The organism is Romboutsia sp. 1001713B170131_170501_G6, from assembly GCF_015668195.1.
GTDB lineage: Bacteria > Bacillota > Clostridia > Peptostreptococcales > Peptostreptococcaceae > Romboutsia_C.
In genome coordinates this window covers 58,946-78,509 of sequence record NZ_JADPFC010000006.1, presented here as the reverse complement: position 1 = coordinate 78,509, position 19,564 = coordinate 58,946, and the positions used below count along the sequence as shown (strand labels likewise).

Here is a 19,564-nt window from a genome sequence, read left to right as displayed (position 1 = left end):
AGGGTTAGGAATATAGAGTAAATTTAAAAAAGGTTTTTAAAAGTACATACACCTGTACCTCTAAAAACCTTCATGGTTTCAATTAACTTATATTCTTAATTAAATAGTAGTCCACTATTTTCAAAAAGTCAACCACAAATGTATATTATATTTATAAATACTTTATAATACCAGATGGTTATAATATAATAATATCTAGTTGATAATTTTTTCAAACTATTTATGGAGATGAATTTATGATTAAAATATATTTAGAAGACGAAAATAAAACAAAAGAAATTGGATATAAATTAGGAAAATTGCTAACACCAGGAAGTGTAATATGTTTAATAGGAGATTTAGGAGCTGGAAAAACTACGATGACTCAAAGTCTTGCAAAGGCTCTAGAAGTAGATGATTACATAACTAGCCCAACATTTACAATAGTAAATGAATATGAAGGAAAAATGCCTTTATATCATTTTGATGTATATAGAATTGGTAGTAGCGATGAAATGTATGATATAGGATATGATGAGTATATAAATGGAGAAGGAGTATGCATAATAGAATGGGCAAACTTAATAGAAGATATACTTCCAGAAGAATACTTACATATAGAATTAAGATACAAAGACATGTCTAGAGAAATGATATTAAATCCAGTAGGAAAAAAATACGAAAAGATAGTTGAGGAGTTGACAAAATAATGAAGGTACTAGGAATAGATACATCTTCACTTGCTACAAGTATAGCAGTTATAGAAGATGATAAACTAATATGTGAATATACGGTAAATACAAAAAAAACACATTCTCAAAAACTTATGCCTATGATAGAAAATATGCTGAAGATGAGTGATTTAAATGTAAATGATATGGATGTGATAGCTATATGTGAAGGCCCTGGTTCATTTACGGGACTTAGAATAAGTATGGCTACTGCAAAGGCAATATCTCATGTAAATAATATACCTATAGTAGGAGTTAATTCAGTTGAATTATTAGCAGGTAACATGGATTTATGTGATAAGAAAATATGCTCAATATTAGATGCACAAAGAACTCAAGTTTATATGGGACAATATAAATATGAAGATGGAAAATTAGTTGAGTTAAAAGGTGTAGACGTAATAGAGATAGATAATTTATTAGAAGAATTATCAAACTCTAATGAAGATTGGATATTAGTTGGAGAAGCTGTATATAAATATAAAGATAAGATTAAGGAAATAAAAAATATACATATACCAGCACCTTCTCATAATGTAAATAAAGCAAGTAGTTTATGTGTAATAGGTATGCAAAAATACAAGAATAATATAAATGTGCATGATTGCTATACTATAAATCCAGTATATATTAGAAAGTCCCAAGCGGAAGTTCAGTATGATGAAAAAATGAAGAGGTTAAATGATGGAAAATAGTATAGTTATAGAAAGAATGACGGCTAAAGATATTGATGGAGTTTTTGAAGTAGAAAAAAACTGTTTTGAAGATTATTGGTCTAAGGATGCATTTAAAAAAGAATTAAGTAATGATGTTGCTAGATACTTAGTAGCTAAAATAGATGATAAAGTAGTAGGTTACGTTGGAATATGGTTTGTTTTAGATGAAGGACATATCACTAATGTAGCAGTACATGAAGATTATAGAGGTAGAAAAATAGGAGACAAATTAATTAAGTCACTAGTAGAGCTTTGTAGAGAAAGTAATATAGTATCGATGACTTTAGAAGTAAGAGTATCAAATATAGTTGCTCAAAATCTTTATAAAAAGTATGGATTTAAGTTAGCAGGAATAAGAAAAGAATACTATAGCAACAACAAAGAAGATGCCATGATTATGTGGAGTGATATAAAGGCGGTGTAGTAATGAAAGATATAATAACATTATCAGTAGAGAGTAGTTGTGATGAAACTTCTATAGCTATTTTAAAAAATGGTAGAGAAGTTTTAACAAATATAGTTTCAACTCAAATAGATTTACATAAAAAATTTGGTGGAGTAGTTCCTGAAGTTGCATCAAGAAAGCATATCGAAAATATAGATGGAGTATTACAAGAAGCTTTAGACGAAGCTAAAATAGAATTAAAGGACATAGATCATATAGCAGTAACTTATGGACCAGGATTAGTTGGTGCTTTACTTGTTGGACTATCTTATGCAAAATCATTAGCATTTTGTCTAAATAAGCCACTTGTAGGAGTAAATCATATAGAAGGTCATGTTAGTGCGAACTATATAGCTCATAAGGATTTAAAGCCACCATTTATAACTTTAATAGTTTCTGGTGGACATACTCACTTAGTAGAAGTTAAGGACTATGGAAAATATGAGATACTTGGAAGAACAAGAGATGATGCATCTGGAGAAGCTTTTGATAAAATAGCAAGAGCTATGGGACTTGGGTATCCAGGTGGACCAATAGTAGATAAGTTAGCTAAGCAAGGAAATAAAAATGCAATAGATTTTCCTAGAGCTTATTTAGATGAAGGTTATGACTTTAGTTTTAGTGGATTAAAATCTGCTGTATTAAATTATCTAAACTCTAAAAAGATGAAAAAAGAAGAAATAGTAGTAGAAGATGTATGTGCATCTTTCCAAGAAGCTGTTGTAGAAGTATTATCTCAAAAAGCTATAAAAGCAGCCAAGGAAAAAGGATACAACACTATTGCTTTAGCAGGAGGAGTTGCTTGTAACTCAGCACTTAGAGAAAAGATAACAGAATTAGGAAAAGAAAATAATATAGATATAAAATATCCACCAGTAGATTTATGTACAGATAACGCTGCTATGATAGGTTGCGCAGGATATTATAACTATATAAATGGAATAATAGATGATATGAGTTTAAATGCTGTTCCAAATCTAAAAATTGGACAGAGGTAAATACAATAAATTATAAGGGGAAATTATGAAAAAAACAAATGTACTATTAACTGTAGCAGTGATATTTCAAATTATGTTTTTATTAGTATTTACATCAATAATAGATTTATATGCTATATTAGCAAGTTCATTAGCTACATCAATAATAGACTTTTTATGTTCAGGAGCTATAGTTTCTGGATTTATAACATCATATATTTATTATGAAGAGAATAAAAAAATATCAGTAGGCTTATGGATTATAAGTACATTATTTTTAGTGATATATATTTTTAGTGCACTTATAGGTACAATGTGATAGAAAATAACTCTGAGAGATTTCTCAGAGTTATTTTTTAATTAATTCATTTCTTTTACTATATTTGCAGCCCATTTTCTAGATAAAGCCCTTGGAACACCAAATATAAACTTAACTATTTCTTCGCTGTAAGTTAATAGTACTAATACATAAATAGGAGCACCTTTAAATGCTGCTATAAATGTTAATGGAATTGATACTAACCACATACATCCAAGCTCTAAAAATAAAGCATATCTAGTATCTCCACCACTTCTTAAAATACCTATTACTATTAATGTATTAAATGACTTAAGAGCCATCAAAATACCCATTATAATAAATATTTTAGTTATATCTGGAGCTAACATGTCTGTAACACTAAATATCTTTAATAACATAGGAATATTTAATATTAGCAATCCTCCAAAGATAAGCCCTGTAATAAACACAAGAGCAGAGAATTTTTTAGCATAAGAGATAGCTCTATCAATATTATCTGCGCCAAGCTCATTACCTAACATTATAGATGCACCTATGGCTATACATACAGCCGTCATTATAAAGAAGTTACCTGTACTTGTTGCTATTTGGCTAGCAGCTATTGCAGAAGTACCAGCTTTTGAGTATGCAACAGAATATAATACTGTACCAATTGCCCATGCAGTGTCATTTAGGAATATTGGAAAGCTAGTTTTTAAGAATGATGATGAAAACTCTTTATCAATAAGTTTTAATTCTTTTATACCAAATTTCAAAGTATAATCTTTTTTTAAGAAGTATACATATCCAACTATTAAAGAAAATTCAACTATTCTAGCTATAACAGTAGCAAGTGCAGCTCCTTTAACACCTAACATAGGCATTCCTAAATTACCAAATATAAGACCGTAATTAAGAATTATATTAACAATTAATGCAACTGAACTACAGATCATACCTAGCTTAGGATTTCTAATTCCTCTTGAACCTGTACTAAATACAGTACTCATAGCAATAAGAGGATAACAAAATATAACTATACTAAAGTACTCTCTACATTGTTTTATTACTTCAGGATCATATGAAAATATATGGATAATTTCTGTTGGTATTATTAATGCTGGAATAAAGAATACCAAGCTAAGTAAAATTGCTAATATAATAGTAAAGCCAGTTACCTTACGAATATTAGTTGTATCGCCTTTTCCAAAAAACTGAGAAATAAATATTCCTGCACCACCAGTAATGCCTGATAGTGACATACTAAATAAGAAAAAGAACTGATTTGCAACACCTATAGAAGCTACTGATGTTTCGCCTAAACTACTTATCATCATAGTATCTATTACATTTACTGATGTTGATATAAGTTGTTGAATTATTATAGGAATACATAATGACACAAGTACCTTATAGAACATCTTATTATCATCACTTAAGGAAAATAATCCTTGCAAAATATCACCCCTTTATTTAATTTTAAAATCATCTTGTTAAATAATATCATAATAAAGTATGTGTGTAACTATATAAATTATAGAAATTTAAATTGAAAACATTTTATATTATAATATTATCTTATGAAATTATCTACATAAAAAAGAAGCCTATAAATGGCTTCTACATAAATAATTCCCACTCTTCATATAAAGTAGATAACTTATCTTCAAGAGATGATTTTTTTTGACTAACTTCTCTTGATCTATCAGGATTAGAATAGACCTCCTCTTGACATAGTAATATATCAAGTTCTTCTATTTCAGATTCAGTTTCTTCTATTTCCTTCTCTATATTTTGTCTTTTAACTCTGTTTTTCTTTTCTATTTCTCTTTGTTCTCTCTCTTTACGTTTTTCATCTTTTAGTTGTGTTTTAGTTTTCTCTACAACCTCAACATTAGTACTCATTTCTTGAACTTGTTTTTTCTTTTCTAAATAGTAGTCATAATTACCAAGGTATTCAGTTATACCAGTTTCATCTAAAACTAATATTTTATCTACAACAGTATTTAGGAAATATCTATCATGAGATATTGTAAATACTGTACCTGTATACCCACATAAAGCTTCTTCAAGAACTTCTTTAGAATCTATATCTAAGTGGTTAGTAGGCTCATCAAGAAGAAGAAAATTAGCTTTTGAAAGAATTAATTTAAGTATAGCAACTCTAGCTCTTTCTCCACCACTTAATGTTGAAATCTTTTTAAATACATCTTCGCCTTCAAATAAAAAGGCTCCGAGCATACTTCTAAGAGTAGTTTGAGTCAGGTGAGTATTATCATTCCATATTTCATCTATAATAGTATTTTCTAAATTAAGAGTTTTTTGCTCCTGGTGGAAATAAGATACATTGACATTAGTACCAAACTTAACGTCTCCAGAAAAAGGATTTAACTCATTCATAATTATTTTAAATAGAGTAGATTTACCGATACCATTAGCACCTATAAGAGCAACCTTTTCTCCTCTATATATATCGAGATCTATATCTTTAAATAATATTTTTTCACCATATCCCATAGAGATATCTCTTAATTGGAGAACATCATTACCACTAGTAATAGATGGATTAAACTCTATTCTAGCCCTCTTTCTTTCTCCATCAGGCTTATCTAATACATCGACTTTAGCAAGCATTTTTTCTTTACTTCTAGCTCTTTTTACATGCTTTTCTCTGCCATATGCTTTTAATCTTTCTATAGATTCTTCTTGTTTCTTTATTTCCTTTTGCTGGTCTTCATACTTCTTTTGTTCTATTTCTTTTTCAACAATAGAGGCTTTTACGAAGTCAGAGTAATTTCCATTATAAGATTTTAATCTCTTATTATGTATCTCAAATACTCTATTAACAACTTGGTCTAGGAAATATCTATCATGTGATATTAAAATTACAGTACCTTTATATTGTTTTAAGAAAACTTCAAGCCATTCTATTGCTTCTGCATCTAGATGGTTAGTAGGTTCGTCTAGTAGAAGTAGAGTAGGTTTTCTAAGAAGTAGTTTACCTAGAAGCACTCTAGTCTTTTCACCACCAGAAAGTACGTCTATAGGCTTGTTCATATCGTCATCGCTAAACCCTAATCCTTTTAAAACACCTTTTGCCTCAGATTTATATCCGTAACCATTCATATCAGAGAACTTTTCTAATTTGCGAGAGTATTCATCCATTATTTTTTCAAGTTTATTTGAGTTAGGATTTGCACTTTCTTCAGCTATTTTAACCTCTAAGTTTCTTAAGTAGTTTTCCATCTCTATTAAGTCTTTAAATACTTCTAAAACTTCTTCTAAAATGGTGTTGTTTGAGTGGAAATTGGTATGCTGTTCTAAGTATCCTATTTCACAATCTTTAGACGTATATATATCTCCACTATCATAACCATATATTCCAGAGATAACTTTAAATAGAGTAGTTTTACCCGTACCATTTACACCAACTATCCCTATTTTATCACTTTCATTAACAGTAAAACTTACATTTTCTAATATAGAATCTATTCCAAAACTTTTATTTAAGTTATTACACGACAAAACGATCATAAATTTATACCTCCTTGAACTACCTAAAATTATAATGTTTTGATATAATATAATCAAGGATATTAAACTATGTTTTAAAAATATAGATAATTATGTCATATTTACAGGAGGTGAAAAAAATGGGTTCTAAGAATATATCGATGGCAGTTATAAGAAGATTACCGAAATATCATAGATACTTAGGAGAGTTATTAGATAAGGATATACATAGAATATCATCTAAGGAATTAAGTGAGATTATCGGTTTTACAGCATCTCAAATAAGACAAGATTTAAATAATTTTGGTGGATTTGGGCAACAAGGTTATGGCTATAATGTAGAAGCGCTTCATAATGAAATCGGAAAAATTTTGGGGCTAGATAGAAAGTATAACGCAATACTAATAGGGGCAGGAAACTTAGGTCAAGCAATAGCTAACTATTCTGGATTTAGAAAAGCTGGATTTGAAGTTAAAGCATTATTTGATGCAAATCCAAAAATGATAGGATTAAAAATAAGAGATTTTGAAGTACTAGACTCAGAGGAAATAGAGAAATATGTTGAGGAACATAATATAGATATTGCTATACTATGTATACCTAAGAACGGAGCGCAAGACACAGTTAATAGATTAGTTAGTGTTGGTATAAAAGGAATATGGAACTTCGCACCTATAGATTTAGAAGTACCAAAAGATGTTATAGTTGAGAACGTAAATTTAACAGAAAGTTTATTCACTCTATCATACTTAATGAAAGAAAGTGAAGAAGAATTATAAAAATAAAAAACTACCATACATATGTATGGTAGTTTTTATATATTAGATTACTCTGGTTGAGGAGCATCAACTGGACATACTCCAGCACAAGCACCACATTCAACACAAGTATCTGCATCTATAACGTATTTGTCATCTCCTGCAGATATACATTCAACTGGACATTCAGCAGCACAAGCACCACAGCTTATGCAAGCATCGTTTATCATGTAAGCCATCACAAAATCCTCCCTTGATTTTTTTATTATGTATTCAGTAATATTATAACAAAAAAATTCCAACATAACAAAGAAAAAAATTTTACAATAATATTGATAAAACGACAGATTAATATAAAATAAAATGGGTATAGGCTAACAATAAATAGTGTTTAATTATATAATGAACATATTAATCATTATAAAAAATAAATATATATAAAAAAAGTTTTATAATTAAGATAAGAAAAAATTTAAAAAATATGTTTAAGATTAAAATTTTTATGGTAAATATTGAATATAAAATTATAGTTAAAAAAAAATCAATCAAGTCATCAAAGTCAAATCAATTCAATTCTAACTAAATTTTCATCTAAATTAAAATTTAATAAATAATATTAAGGGGGAAATATTATGTCTTGTAATACTTGTAGAATGTGTGAAAGTGCTGATAAGAGGTTAGAAAGCTTTATAGCTTCAAAGGATGTAGAAACATCATTCCATAGAACGGAAGATCAAAAGGTTAAATGTGGGTTTGGACTTCAAGGAGTGTGCTGTAGATTATGTTCAAATGGTCCATGTAGAGTAACACCAAAATCACCAAGAGGTATATGTGGAGCAGATGCAGATACTATAGTAGCTAGAAATTTTTTAAGAGCAGTTGCATCAGGTTCAGCTTGTTATTTACATGTAGTAGAAACTACAGCTAGAAATCTAAAGGATTTAGGAGAGAAAAAAGGGAATATAAAGGGATTATATGCACTAAATAATTTAGCTGAAATGTTTGGAATAGAATCTAAAGATAATCACCAAAAATGTATAGATATAGCCAATAAGGTATTAAATGATTTATATAAACCAAGACACGAGAAAATGGAATTAGTTGAAAAAGTAGCATATGGACCAAGAGTAGATAAATGGAAAGAGCTAGGAATAATGCCGGGTGGAGCTAAGTCAGAAGTATTTGATGCAATAGTAAAATCATCGACAAACTTAAATAGTGATCCAGTAGATATGTTGGTTAATTGCTTAAATTTAGGTATATCAACAGGGTTATATGGTCTTACATTAACTAATCTTTTAAATGATGTTATGTTAGGAGAACCAGTTATAAGAATGGCTCCAGTAGGATTTAATGTTATAGATAAAGATTATATAAATATAATGATAACAGGACATCAACATTCAGTATTCTCTCATTTCCAAGATAGATTAAAGGACAGTGACGTAGTAGAATTAGCAAAATCGGTAGGAGCTAAAGGATTCAAATTAGTTGGATGTACTTGTGTAGGTCAAGATTTACAATTAAGAGGAGAACATTACCAAGAGGTATTTGTAGGTCACGCAGGAAACAACTTTACTAGTGAGGCTGTACTTTCAACAGGGGCTATAGATATGGTACTATCAGAATTTAACTGTACAATACCAGGACTTGAGCCAATAGCAGATAAATATAAAGTTAAGATGGTTTGCTTAGATGATGTAGCGAAAAAAGCAAATGCAGAGTATATACCATTTGATAGAGAAAATGTAGAATCTATAAGCGAAAAGCTAATAAATAAAGCATTAGAAGCATATAAAGAAAGAAGAAATGTAGTAGAAATAGATGTACCAAGTGACCATGGATATGAAAAGTCTTTAACCGGAGTAAGTGAAAAGAACTTAAAAGCATTCTTAGGAGATTCATGGAAACCATTAATAAATTTAATAGCAGAAGGAAAAATAAAGGGAATAGCTGCTGTAGTTGGATGTTCAAATATGACTGCTGGTGGACACGATATAAACACAGTTGAATTAACTAAAGAATTAATTAAGAGAGATATAATAGTTCTTTCTGCTGGATGTTCAACAGGAGGGCTTGAAAATGTAGGACTTATGTCTCCAGGTGCAGAAGAATTAGCAGGAGATAACTTAAAAGAAGTTTGTAAGTCTTTAGGAATACCACCAGTACTAAACTTTGGACCATGTTTAGCAATAGGAAGATTAGAAATAGTTGCTACAGAAATAGCAGCAGAATTAGGTATAGATTTACCTCAATTACCACTTGTACTATCAGCACCACAATGGCTAGAGGAGCAGGCATTAGCTGATGGAGCATTTGGCTTAGCACTAGGATTACCACTTCACTTAGCATTACCACCATTTATAACAGGAGGAAAATTAGTAACAGAAGTTCTTACAGAAAAATTAAAAGACTTAACAGGAGGTCACGTTATAGTTAATCCAGACCCAAAATCATCAGCAGAGCAATTAGAAGAAATAATAATTGATAGAAGACAAAAACTTGGGTTAAAGGAAGTGGAAGCTTATGCATAGAATTATAATTAATAAAGAATTGTGTACTGGATGTAAAAGTTGTGTTTTAGCTTGTATGTTAAAACACAGTGAAAATAGCAACATATATACACTTAATCTAGATGATATAGATAATGATAGTAGAGGACATATAGAGTTAGATAAAGACAATAAACCAGTGCCAATTATATGTAGACATTGTGATGAGCCAGAATGCGTTTTAACTTGTATGAGCGGAGCAATGGTTAAAGATGAAAAAACAGGAGTAGTTTCTTATGATGAAAAGAAATGTGGTTCATGTTATATGTGTATAATGTCTTGTCCTTATGGAGTTTTAAAAGTAGATGATAAAACAAAGCAAGTTGTATTAAAATGTGATTTATGTATAAATGAAGAAAATCCTAAGTGTGTAGCAAATTGCCCAACTGGAGCACTAGAGCTACAGAAGGGAGAATCATTATGTTAGATAAAATATTAAACATATTTAGAAATAAAAAAAGTATTGATTATGTTATATTGGGAGCAAGTGCAGCAGGGATAAGTGCAGCTAAAACATTAAGGGAATTGGATAAAGAAGGTAGCATAGTAATAGTATCAAAGGATGATAAAACATACTCGCGTTGTATGTTGCATCATGTTATATCTAACCATAGAACTGTAGAGGAAATAAACTTTATAGATGAAGAATTTATGAAAGAAAATAATATCATATGGGTAAAAGGAACAAGTGTTAAATCTTTAGACACAAATTCTAAAAAGGTAATATTGGAAAATCAGGTTATAGAATATAATAAACTTCTAATAGCTACGGGTGCATCTGCATTTATACCTCCAATAAAGAATTTAAGAGAAGCAAATAATGTATACCCATTAAGAAATATAGAAGATGTATATAATATAAAGGATAAAGTTAAAAAAATAAATAAAGTAGCTATTATAGGAGCTGGGTTAGTTGGAATAGATGCTCTTGTTGGGTTGTTAGAGTACAAAAATATTGAAGTATCTTTAGTAAACACAGGTCAATTCATACTTAATAAACAACTAGATAAGTATAGTGCATCAATATATGAAAATGAGTTTGTAAAAAAAGGAGCAAAACTATATCAAGGGGTATCTATAAAAGAAATTGTAATAAAAGACAACAATGATATAGTAGGTATATTATTAGAAGATGGCACTTTAGTTGAGTGTGAAATGGTTGTTGTGGCTACAGGAGTTAGACCAAATGCAGATTTTATAAAAAACACTAACATATCTTATGATAAAGGAATAGTTATAAATGACAAATGTGAAACTACGCAAAATGATGTATATGCAGCAGGAGATGTAGTAGGCAAAAATGCTATATGGCCAATAGCTGTAAAGCAAGGTTTAGTCTCAGCTTATAATATGTACGGAAAAGAAAGATTAATAGATGATAGTTTTACAGCAAAAAATAGTATGAACTTTATGGGAATAGCGACAGTATCCCTTGGAATAATAGAACCTATAGATGAATCATACAAGGTTGCAGTTAGAAAGGATAATAATTATAAGAAGTTTATATATAAAGATAATGTTATATATGGAGCTATTGCCCAAGGTGATATATCTTATATAGGAACTATAACTTATTTAATTAAAAATAAGGTAGAAATAGAAAACTTAGAAAATAGAATATTTGATATAGGTTATGCAGATTTCTTAAATCTCAAGGAAAATGGAGAATTCTGTTATAATATATAATAAATAAGGCTATAGATTAATCTATAGCCTTATTTATTATATATTATAGTTATCTTAAAAATATAAATGAAAATAATTTATATAGGATTAAAATTTATGGGATATAGAGGTGTTTTTATGAGAATTTATGCACTTATTGGTTCAAGTGGGACAGGTAAGAGTTATAGAGCTTTAGAGTTGGCATATGAAAAAGATATAGATTATATAATAGATGATGGTCTTCTTATACATAAAAATAAGATATTAGCTGGAGTATCTGCGAAACAAGCAAAAACAACTATGGAAGCTGTAAAAAGAGCTATATTTAATGATGAACTACATAGGCAATCAGTTAAATTAAAGATAAAAAGTGAAAAAGTAGAGAATCTATTAATACTAGGAACATCAAAAAAAATGATAGATAAAATAGTAAAAAGGTTGGAAATAGGAACAGATTATAAAATAATAGATATAAGAGATATAAGTAGTGATAGGGAGATAGAAATAGCAAGAGAATCTAGAAAAAGTGGGAATCATATAATACCTGTACCAAGTGTAGAAATAAAGCAAATAGCTACTGGATTAAGTATAAACTCTATAAAAAAATTATTTAGAAAAAAAGATAGGAATTGTAAACTAATAGAAAAAACTATTATTAGACCAACATTTAGCTATATGGGAAAATTTTATATAAGTCCTAATGTCATACATCAAATTATAAGATATGAGTTAAGGCAAATAAATGAAATAGAAAAAGTAAATAAAGTAGAGGTATTTAATGCAAATAATAACATAAAGATATTTTTAAATGTGAATATTAAAAGTCCAACAATTTTTAAAAAAATTGAAGAAATACAAAAAAAAATAAAAAATAATATAGAAAAAGTAACAATGATGAATGTATATAAAATAGATATTTATATAAATAGATTAAGGAAGGATTTTTGAGGTTAAGTATAGAATTGCATAAAAAAATACCTGTTAGTAAAAAATTCTACAGGAAAATATGACGAAAATTGTAAAAAACTTTACATAAAACCATTATTAGGATATAATAAAGGTTACAAATGTATATTTAAGTGATACATTGGATAAAATAGTAAATTTAAGTTAAAATATTTTTTATACAAGATTTGTAAAGTTTTAAATAATTCTCAAAATAATTCAAAATAAATAATTCTTAATAAAATAATACTACATAGTTAGTAACAATAGATTACAAAAAAGTTACAAGTTTTACAAAAATTATTAAATCTTGTGTATTAGTATTTTATCCGTATAAGTTTCACGTAAAAAGTAACCATAAATTATGGTAAGTTTTTGGAGGAGAAATATTATGAAAAGGAAAATATTAGTACCAATGTTTGCATCAGTTGTAGCATTATCAATGAACTCAGTTGCCAATGCAGATGAAAAAGCAAACGTAGAGCAAAAAGAAGATAAACAAAATACTTTAAAATTAGATGAATTTAAAGATGTTTCATATAAAGTTGCAACTGTTAAAGATGGAGTAGCTGTAAAGATAAGAGAACAAGGTGAAGTTAAAAAAGTAGCTTACACTGGAGATGAATTTAAAGTTTTAGGTATTCAAGGTGAGTGGGTAAAAATATCTGACAATGGTGAAGATGGTTGGTTACCAAAAAGATTTGTAGATATAAAGGAAGCTCATGGATACACTACTGAAAATAAAGTTAACTTTAGAAAAGAAGCAAATACAGACTCTGATATAATAGATGAGTTAGATTTAGGAAGTTCACTTAAAGTTTTAGAAGACAAGGGTGAATGGGTAAAAGTTAAAAAAGGTGAAGATGAAGGATATGTTAAAGCATCTTATATTTCTGATCAAGCACCAGTTATAGAAGAACAAGTTGCTCAAGATAAGCAAAATTTAAACGATGCAGCTGTTGATACTAACGTAAGCAATAACGATACAGATAATAATGATGTAAACAATAATACAAATAATTCTTCAAGCACTAGCATGAATAGTAACACAAATGATTCTTTAAATACTAATAAGAATACTAACTCAAACAGTAGCACAGATAGTGAATTAAATACAATAAAAAAACCTAGTTCAAATGTAAATAATGTACAAGCTGACAAGGTAGCTCAAGATAAAAATGATTCTTACAATCCGCCAGCAAGTAATACATCAGCTGCTCAAGCTGTAGTTAATTTAGCTTATGCTAAGTTAGGATCACCATATGTTTGGGGTGCAGAAGGTCCAAATAGTTTTGACTGTTCAGGTCTTACGTCTTATGTATATAGAAATGCAGCAGGAGTATCATTACCAAGATCGTCAAGTGCTCAAGCTGGATTCGGGCAAACTGTAAGTAGATCTAATCTTAAACCAGGGGACTTAGTATTCTTCTCAACTAATGGGACTGGAAATGTAAGTCATGTTGGAATATATGTAGGTGGAGGGACAATGATTCACTCACCTAAGCCAGGTAAAAGTGTTGAAACAGCGAATATAAACTCATCTTACTATTCATCAACATTTGTTACAGCAAAAAGAGTTTTATAAATAGATTTTGACAAAAAATATTACTGGAATTAATAATTCCAGTAATATTTTTTTATTTAGATTTTAAGCATTAGTTGGAGGAGTAAAAACTCTAGTTGATAGCTCTTCATCAAGCATATATAAAGCAGCCGTATTTCCTTCACATCTTCTAATCTTTTTTAGAAGAGAATTAAAAGTATTTTCTTCTTCAACTTGTTCATCTATAAACCATTTAAGGAAACTTATAGTAGCATGTTCTTTTTCTTCGTTAGCAGTATCTGCAAGTTCATAGAATCTACGAGTTACCATTTGTTCATGGTTGTATCCTCTTTGGAAGGCATCTAATATATTCTCATAATCACTTTCCGGTTTAGCTATTTCTTCTAATTTAACCATACCGTTTTTTTGGAATATATAATCATATAGCTTCATTGCGTGGAATAACTCTTCTTGAGCTTGAACTCTAAAGAAGTTAGCAAAACCACTTAAGTCAATAGATTCTGCATATGCTGCCATACCTAGGTAAGTATAAGAAGAGTAGAATTCAAAATTCACTTGTTCATTAAGTTGAGAAAATAATTTTTCGCTTATCATATAAAATCTCCTTTCTAATTTACATCTAATTAAAAGTTTAGCATAATGATTGATATATATAAACAAAATTTTCCATATATTAAATATACCTATTGAAATCTAACTAATAAATATCTTTATTAAGAAACCTAATACCAATTTATTTTAAGTAAAATAAACTAAAAATATAACATAAGAACATTAATTAAATTACACTTTAGGAATTGATCAATTTGATTCATTTATTTTATATTCATTGTTATTCACCAATATTCACAGCATTTAAATATAGTATTTAGGTGCAAATCTACACAAAACATTTGCAGTAATTATTATTAGAATTACTTCATAATAAGTAAAATTAATATTCAAAACTAGGAAATAGTGTCATTATATTTGTTGTAATAATAATTATGGAACATATTGACATAAATATTAAAAGGTGCTAGAATTCAATCAGAAATAAAAATGCTTTTAAATTCAGTCCAGAGAGGCTGACAAGGAGGAAAAATAAAATGTTATTAAAAGGAAGAAATTTAGTCCAACCAGAAGACTTTTCAATACAAGAAATAGACGAGATACTATCTTTATCTCAAAATATAATAAACAATCCAGCAAAATATTCACGTGTATGTGAGGGGAAATTACTCGCAACCTTATTTTATGAACCATCAACAAGAACAAGATTAAGCTTTGAATCTGCCATGCATAGACTGGGCGGAAGTGTAGTAGGTTTTTCAGAGCCAAATTCATCATCTGTATCAAAAGGGGAATCTCTAGGAGATACAATAAGGACAGTATCATGCTATGCAGATGTGATAGCTATGAGACATCCAATAGCAGGTTCAGCCAATGAGGCAGTAAAATACACGGAAGTACCATTTATAAATGCTGGAGATGGGGGAAATCAACATCCAACTCAAACACTTACAGATCTATTAACAATAAAATCTCTTAAAGGAAGTTTAGAAAATCATACTATAGGATTATGTGGAGACTTAAAAAATGGAAGAACGGTACATTCTTTAGTAAAAGCAATGGCTAGATACAAAGGAACTAAGTTTGTATTCATTTCTCCAGATGAATTAAAGATGCCACAATATATCAAAGAAGAAATACAAAAGCAAGGTCATGCTTATTATGAAACTAATAATTTAGATGAAGTTATTGGAGGATTAGACATACTTTATATGACGAGAGTTCAAAGGGAAAGATTTGAAAATCAAGAAGAGTATGAAAAGCTAAAAGACTACTATATATTAAATAAAACTAAAATGAATAATGCATCGAAGGATATGCTAGTAATGCATCCATTACCAAGAGTAAATGAAATAAACGTAGATGTAGATGATGATGAAAGAGCTGTATATTTTAAACAAGCAAAATACGGAATGTTTGTAAGAATGGCTTTAATAATGAAATTATTAGGGATAAAAAGTAATGTAGATGTATTAGAAAGAGAATTAGAGTTAGTACAAAATCTTTAATTAGCATATGACAAATGAGGGGAGAATCACATGTATAAAGTTATTGAAAATAGATATGTAGGCGAAGATATGTACCTTATGAAGGTAGCAGGTAAATTTGAAGGAGAAATGGGTCAATTTTATATGTTAAGAGCGTGGGATAAATATCCATTACTTTCAAGGCCTATAAGTATCCATGATATAGATGAAGAAGGAATAACATTCTTATATAAAGTTGTAGGAGAAGGAACGGAAATATTAAGCAGATTGCAAGAAAATGATACTCTAAAACTAGAAGGACCATACGGAAAAGGATATGAAAAAGTAGAAGGCAAGATAGCTTTAGTAGGTGGAGGAATTGGAGTAGCTCCACTGTACTTAGTAGCTAAGAACTTAGATAATTGTGATGCATACTTAGGATTTAGAAATGAAGCCATATTAAAAGAAAAGTATGAAGAAGTTTGTAATGAGGTTCATATAGCAACAGGAAATACATTTGTAACAGACATATTAGATGTAAATAAATACGATTATATATTAACTTGTGGGCCAACACCGATGATGGAAAAATTAGTTAAAATGACAGAAGGTACGGATACTAGAATAATGGTATCATTAGAAAATCATATGGCTTGTGGAGTTGGAGCTTGTTTAGTATGTACTTGTAAAACTCAATTTGGAAATAAAAAGACATGTAAAGATGGGCCAGTATTCTGGGGAGAGGACGTGATATTTAATGGCTAATCTAGGAGTGAAATTCGGTAAGGTAGATTTTAAAAATCCTGTTGTAATGGCATCGGGAACATTTGGATTCGGTAGGGAATATAACGAAATTTATGATATACAAAAACTTGGAGGAGTAAGTAGCAAAGGACTTACTTTAGAAAAGAGAGAAGGGAATACTGGTATGAGAGTATGGGAGACTCCATCTGGTATGATGAACAGCGTTGGATTAGAAAATCCAGGAGTTCAAGGATTTATAGATAATGAATTACAATTCTTTAAAGAATTAGACTTAGTAAGGATAGCCAATGTTGGTGGTGGAACGTTAGAAGATTATATAAAAGGTGTTGAATTATTAAATAACCAACCAATAGACATGATAGAGTTAAACATATCTTGTCCAAATGTTAAAGCTGGAGGAATGGCTTTCGGAATTAAAAATGAAGTAGCAAGAGAAGTTGTAAGAGAAGTAAGAAGTATAACTGACTTACCTTTAGTAATAAAATTATCACCAAATGCAGAAGACATAGTAGGAATGGCCAAGGTATGTGAAGAAGAAGGCGCTGATGGAATATCTTTAGTAAATACTTTTAAAGCTCTTGCAATAGATATACATAAAAGAAAGCCTGTATTTGATAATATATATGCAGGGCTATCAGGGCCAGCAATAAAGCCAATAGCACTAAGAATGGTTCATGAAGTAAGTAAAAATGTAGACATTCCAGTAATGGGAATGGGCGGAATAACAAGTGCTAAAGATGCAATAGAATTTATAATGGCAGGTTCTACATGCATACAAGTTGGTACAGCAAACTTTATAAATCCTAAAATAGGACTTGAGATAATAGATGGAATAGAAAAGTTTATGAAAGCAGAAGGAATAAAGACTTTAGACGAAATAAGAGGAATATTATAAAGATACAATTAAATTAAAAGGGAATTATTAAATAAACATAAATTTTGGAGGGCATAAATATGAGTAAAGTAGTAGATGTAGTAGAAATATTAAAGAAAAGTGAAGCGTTATTAGAGGGACATTTTTTATTATCATCAGGAAAGCATAGTAATAGATATGTTCAGTGTGCAAAGGTATTAAGATACCCACAATATGCTGAAGCAGTATTAAGTACAGTAGTCGATCAAATAAAAGGTTTAGATATAGATTTAGTAGTTGGGCCTGCTATGGGTGGAGTAATAGTTTCTTATGAATTAGGAAGACAATTAAATAAAGAAACAGTATTTACTGAAAGAAAAGATGGAGTAATGGAACTAAGAAGAGGATTTGAAGTTAAGCCAGGAGCTAAGATCATAATAGCTGAAGATGTTGTAACAACTGGTAAGTCTACAATAGAAACTAAAGAAGCTTTAGAAAAGTTAGGTGGAGAAGTTATAGGTGTTGCTTGTATAGCAAACAGAACTAGCCACGATATAGGGATGCCAATATACAGTGCTATAAAATTAGATATAGAAGTTCATGATGCAGATGAATGTCCTTTATGTAAAGAAGGAAGTATAGAGCTAGTTAAGCCAGGAAGTAGAGAGTTTAAAGAAATAGGAATGTAAATTAAATAAAGGAACTATCTCTATATGAGATAGTTCCTTTTAATTTTATTAATTAAGCTTAGATACGTACTCTTTCAACTCATCAATAAAGACTTGAGTTACATTAGATATAGTTATATTCTTTGGCAATATTAAAGAGAAATATCTATAGTAAGGTTCATCTATATCTATTACTGAAATTTCATTATTTTTAACAGCAGGGTTTGTAACAAGATCAGATGTAATAGTTATTCCCATACCATTTCTAACAGCTTCTTTTACTGCATAGTTACTACCAAAAGTAATTATATTTTTAGGAATGATTTTATTATTGTTTAAAAACATGTCCATAAATTCTCTAGTACCAGAGCCTTCCTCGCGGGCAATCCATTTTTCATATTTTAGCTTATCAAAAGAAAAATTACTAGAATTAAGTTCATATTCAAAAGGTGTAGCTAAAACCATCTTATCTTTTAGGAAATAATCTTGATTAAAATCTGGATATATAGAAGTACCTTCGATTAAACCTATATCAAAATTAAGCTCTTTTAGGTGATTGCATATAACAGTGGTATTTTCTATGAACACTTCAACTATTACATCAGGATATTTATTTGAAAAACTAGCTAAAAATTGAGGAAGAAGATATTCTCCTATAGTTAAACTAGCACCAATTTTTATATGTCCCTTAAAGGAATTTGAAGTATCTCGAACATCCATATATGTAATGTCTACCAAGTTTAAAATTTCCTTAGCTCTTTTATATAGTATATATCCACTTTCAGTTATAAAAATGTGTTTTTGTTTTATAGATCTATTTATAAGAACTATACCAAAGTGGCTTTCTAAATTTTTTATATGAGTACTTACACTAGGTTGGGATAGATTTAGATATTCACCAGCTTTAGTGAAGTTTTTCAATTCGACTACTGAAATAAAAGTCTTTAATTCTTCTAGCAATTTGATACCTCCGATTTTTCTAATATATATTATAAACAAATAATGTAATCTCGTTTATCTTAATAATAATTATATCACAAATAATTATTAATATAATTAATGGTTATTATTTTTATTATTTATTTTACTTATGAATAGGGTAAATGTATACTAAAAACATAGACGAGGACGAAAA

At 29.2% G+C, this 19,564-nt stretch carries 20 protein-coding genes; 15 read left to right on the top strand and 5 right to left on the bottom strand.

Translation table 11 applies throughout. From position 1 onward, the window contains the following. The first annotated feature begins 236 nt into the window (after positions 1–236). Genes tsaE through I4U89_RS12585 form a run of 5 tightly spaced genes read left to right on the top strand, consistent with a single transcriptional unit; the run spans position 237 to position 3,167 of the window. Positions 237–689, top strand: a complete 453-nt coding sequence (tsaE, locus tag I4U89_RS12605) for a tRNA (adenosine(37)-N6)-threonylcarbamoyltransferase complex ATPase subunit type 1 TsaE (RefSeq protein ID WP_195940697.1) — start codon at positions 237–239, stop codon at positions 687–689. Beyond that, the gene (tsaB, locus tag I4U89_RS12600) at positions 689–1,405 is read left to right on the top strand and encodes a tRNA (adenosine(37)-N6)-threonylcarbamoyltransferase complex dimerization subunit type 1 TsaB (protein WP_195940696.1); all 717 of its coding nucleotides are present in this window, start codon (positions 689–691) and stop codon (positions 1,403–1,405) included. The genes tsaE and tsaB overlap by 1 nt, the downstream gene beginning before the upstream one ends. Next, a complete protein-coding gene (gene rimI / locus I4U89_RS12595) occupies positions 1,395–1,850 on the top strand; it encodes a ribosomal protein S18-alanine N-acetyltransferase (protein ID WP_243279216.1) in 456 nt (151 codons plus the stop codon). The genes tsaB and rimI overlap by 11 nt, the downstream gene beginning before the upstream one ends. Before the next feature lie 2 nt (positions 1,851–1,852). Then, positions 1,853–2,869, top strand: coding sequence for a tRNA (adenosine(37)-N6)-threonylcarbamoyltransferase complex transferase subunit TsaD (gene tsaD / locus I4U89_RS12590; protein ID WP_195940695.1), 1,017 nt, complete (start codon positions 1,853–1,855; stop codon positions 2,867–2,869). 25 nt (positions 2,870–2,894) lie between these two features. Then, the gene (locus I4U89_RS12585) at positions 2,895–3,167 is read left to right on the top strand and encodes a hypothetical protein (RefSeq protein ID WP_195940694.1); all 273 of its coding nucleotides are present in this window, start codon (positions 2,895–2,897) and stop codon (positions 3,165–3,167) included. 41 nt (positions 3,168–3,208) lie between these two features. Here the strand turns inward: I4U89_RS12585 and I4U89_RS12580 are convergent, their stop codons facing one another. Together I4U89_RS12580 and abc-f are read right to left on the bottom strand one after the other, a co-directional pair. Next, positions 3,209–4,585, bottom strand: coding sequence for an MATE family efflux transporter (locus I4U89_RS12580; RefSeq protein ID WP_195940693.1), 1,377 nt, complete (start codon positions 4,583–4,585; stop codon positions 3,209–3,211). Positions 4,586–4,748: 163 nt separating this feature from the next. Next, a complete protein-coding gene (gene abc-f / locus I4U89_RS12575; RefSeq protein ID WP_195940692.1) occupies positions 4,749–6,662 on the bottom strand; it encodes a ribosomal protection-like ABC-F family protein in 1,914 nt (637 codons plus the stop codon). 119 nt (positions 6,663–6,781) lie between these two features. On the opposite strand from abc-f, the gene I4U89_RS12570 reads away from it, so the two are divergent. After that, positions 6,782–7,420 (top strand): redox-sensing transcriptional repressor Rex, encoded by a 639-nt coding sequence (locus I4U89_RS12570; RefSeq protein ID WP_092921948.1) that lies wholly within the window; start codon positions 6,782–6,784, stop codon positions 7,418–7,420. A gap of 47 nt (positions 7,421–7,467) precedes the next feature. On the opposite strand, the gene I4U89_RS12565 is transcribed toward I4U89_RS12570, so the two are convergent. Then, positions 7,468–7,638: a DUF362 domain-containing protein gene (locus I4U89_RS12565; protein WP_092921951.1), complete on the bottom strand. Its 171-nt coding sequence runs from the start codon at positions 7,636–7,638 to the stop codon at positions 7,468–7,470. A gap of 393 nt (positions 7,639–8,031) precedes the next feature. Between I4U89_RS12565 and cooS the strand changes: the two genes are divergently transcribed. From cooS to I4U89_RS12540, 5 genes are all read left to right on the top strand, one after another. Next, positions 8,032–9,933 carry an anaerobic carbon-monoxide dehydrogenase catalytic subunit gene (gene cooS / locus I4U89_RS12560; protein WP_195940691.1) on the top strand — a complete coding sequence of 634 codons (1,902 nt, stop codon included), beginning with the start codon at positions 8,032–8,034 and terminating at the stop codon, positions 9,931–9,933. After that, the gene (locus I4U89_RS12555) at positions 9,926–10,378 is read left to right on the top strand and encodes a 4Fe-4S dicluster domain-containing protein (RefSeq protein ID WP_195940690.1); all 453 of its coding nucleotides are present in this window, start codon (positions 9,926–9,928) and stop codon (positions 10,376–10,378) included. The genes cooS and I4U89_RS12555 overlap by 8 nt, the downstream gene beginning before the upstream one ends. Continuing rightward, the gene (locus tag I4U89_RS12550) at positions 10,372–11,637 is read left to right on the top strand and encodes an NAD(P)/FAD-dependent oxidoreductase (RefSeq protein ID WP_207744185.1); all 1,266 of its coding nucleotides are present in this window, start codon (positions 10,372–10,374) and stop codon (positions 11,635–11,637) included. The genes I4U89_RS12555 and I4U89_RS12550 overlap by 7 nt, the downstream gene beginning before the upstream one ends. A gap of 117 nt (positions 11,638–11,754) precedes the next feature. Further along, positions 11,755–12,564 (top strand): ATP-binding protein, encoded by an 810-nt coding sequence (locus I4U89_RS12545; RefSeq protein WP_195940689.1) that lies wholly within the window; start codon positions 11,755–11,757, stop codon positions 12,562–12,564. A 388-nt stretch (positions 12,565–12,952) separates the two neighbouring features. Next, positions 12,953–14,146: a C40 family peptidase gene (locus tag I4U89_RS12540; RefSeq protein WP_195940688.1), complete on the top strand. Its 1,194-nt coding sequence runs from the start codon at positions 12,953–12,955 to the stop codon at positions 14,144–14,146. Between the two features lie 63 nt (positions 14,147–14,209). Here the strand turns inward: I4U89_RS12540 and I4U89_RS12535 are convergent, their stop codons facing one another. Then, the gene (locus tag I4U89_RS12535) at positions 14,210–14,719 is read right to left on the bottom strand and encodes a ferritin (protein ID WP_195940687.1); all 510 of its coding nucleotides are present in this window, start codon (positions 14,717–14,719) and stop codon (positions 14,210–14,212) included. A gap of 494 nt (positions 14,720–15,213) precedes the next feature. Here I4U89_RS12535 and pyrB point away from each other — a divergent pair, with 494 nt between their 5' ends. The 4 genes from pyrB to pyrE are packed head-to-tail and all read left to right on the top strand — an operon-like array spanning position 15,214 to position 18,450. Further along, positions 15,214–16,185, top strand: a complete 972-nt coding sequence (pyrB, locus tag I4U89_RS12530) for an aspartate carbamoyltransferase (protein WP_195940686.1) — start codon at positions 15,214–15,216, stop codon at positions 16,183–16,185. A gap of 30 nt (positions 16,186–16,215) precedes the next feature. After that, positions 16,216–16,908: a dihydroorotate dehydrogenase electron transfer subunit gene (locus I4U89_RS12525; RefSeq protein ID WP_195940685.1), complete on the top strand. Its 693-nt coding sequence runs from the start codon at positions 16,216–16,218 to the stop codon at positions 16,906–16,908. Next, positions 16,901–17,803 carry a dihydroorotate dehydrogenase gene (locus I4U89_RS12520; RefSeq protein WP_195940684.1) on the top strand — a complete coding sequence of 301 codons (903 nt, stop codon included), beginning with the start codon at positions 16,901–16,903 and terminating at the stop codon, positions 17,801–17,803. Before I4U89_RS12525 ends, I4U89_RS12520 begins: the two co-directional genes overlap by 8 nt. Positions 17,804–17,862: 59 nt before the next feature. Further along, complete coding sequence (gene pyrE / locus I4U89_RS12515) at positions 17,863–18,450, top strand: orotate phosphoribosyltransferase (protein WP_195940683.1); 588 nt, start codon at positions 17,863–17,865, stop codon at positions 18,448–18,450. A gap of 48 nt (positions 18,451–18,498) precedes the next feature. On the opposite strand, the gene I4U89_RS12510 is transcribed toward pyrE, so the two are convergent. Next, positions 18,499–19,389, bottom strand: a complete 891-nt coding sequence (locus tag I4U89_RS12510) for a LysR family transcriptional regulator (RefSeq protein WP_195940682.1) — start codon at positions 19,387–19,389, stop codon at positions 18,499–18,501. Positions 19,390–19,564: the final 175 nt, after the last annotated feature.

Coding starts and splice junctions, on each gene's coding strand:
- tsaB (WP_195940696.1), top strand. CDS start 689: ATGAAGGTACTAGGAATAGATACATCTTCACTTGCTACAAGTATAGCA.
- abc-f (WP_195940692.1), bottom strand. CDS start 6,662: ATGATCGTTTTGTCGTGTAATAACTTAAATAAAAGTTTTGGAATAGAT.
- rimI (WP_243279216.1), top strand. CDS start 1,395: ATGGAAAATAGTATAGTTATAGAAAGAATGACGGCTAAAGATATTGAT.
- tsaE (WP_195940697.1), top strand. CDS start 237: ATGATTAAAATATATTTAGAAGACGAAAATAAAACAAAAGAAATTGGA.
- I4U89_RS12535 (WP_195940687.1), bottom strand. CDS start 14,719: ATGATAAGCGAAAAATTATTTTCTCAACTTAATGAACAAGTGAATTTT.
- pyrE (WP_195940683.1), top strand. CDS start 17,863: ATGAGTAAAGTAGTAGATGTAGTAGAAATATTAAAGAAAAGTGAAGCG.
- I4U89_RS12555 (WP_195940690.1), top strand. CDS start 9,926: ATGCATAGAATTATAATTAATAAAGAATTGTGTACTGGATGTAAAAGT.
- I4U89_RS12545 (WP_195940689.1), top strand. CDS start 11,755: ATGAGAATTTATGCACTTATTGGTTCAAGTGGGACAGGTAAGAGTTAT.
- I4U89_RS12565 (WP_092921951.1), bottom strand. CDS start 7,638: ATGGCTTACATGATAAACGATGCTTGCATAAGCTGTGGTGCTTGTGCT.
- I4U89_RS12550 (WP_207744185.1), top strand. CDS start 10,372: ATGTTAGATAAAATATTAAACATATTTAGAAATAAAAAAAGTATTGAT.
- I4U89_RS12585 (WP_195940694.1), top strand. CDS start 2,895: ATGAAAAAAACAAATGTACTATTAACTGTAGCAGTGATATTTCAAATT.
- I4U89_RS12525 (WP_195940685.1), top strand. CDS start 16,216: ATGTATAAAGTTATTGAAAATAGATATGTAGGCGAAGATATGTACCTT.
- I4U89_RS12540 (WP_195940688.1), top strand. CDS start 12,953: ATGAAAAGGAAAATATTAGTACCAATGTTTGCATCAGTTGTAGCATTA.
- pyrB (WP_195940686.1), top strand. CDS start 15,214: ATGTTATTAAAAGGAAGAAATTTAGTCCAACCAGAAGACTTTTCAATA.
- tsaD (WP_195940695.1), top strand. CDS start 1,853: ATGAAAGATATAATAACATTATCAGTAGAGAGTAGTTGTGATGAAACT.
- I4U89_RS12520 (WP_195940684.1), top strand. CDS start 16,901: ATGGCTAATCTAGGAGTGAAATTCGGTAAGGTAGATTTTAAAAATCCT.
- I4U89_RS12570 (WP_092921948.1), top strand. CDS start 6,782: ATGGGTTCTAAGAATATATCGATGGCAGTTATAAGAAGATTACCGAAA.
- cooS (WP_195940691.1), top strand. CDS start 8,032: ATGTCTTGTAATACTTGTAGAATGTGTGAAAGTGCTGATAAGAGGTTA.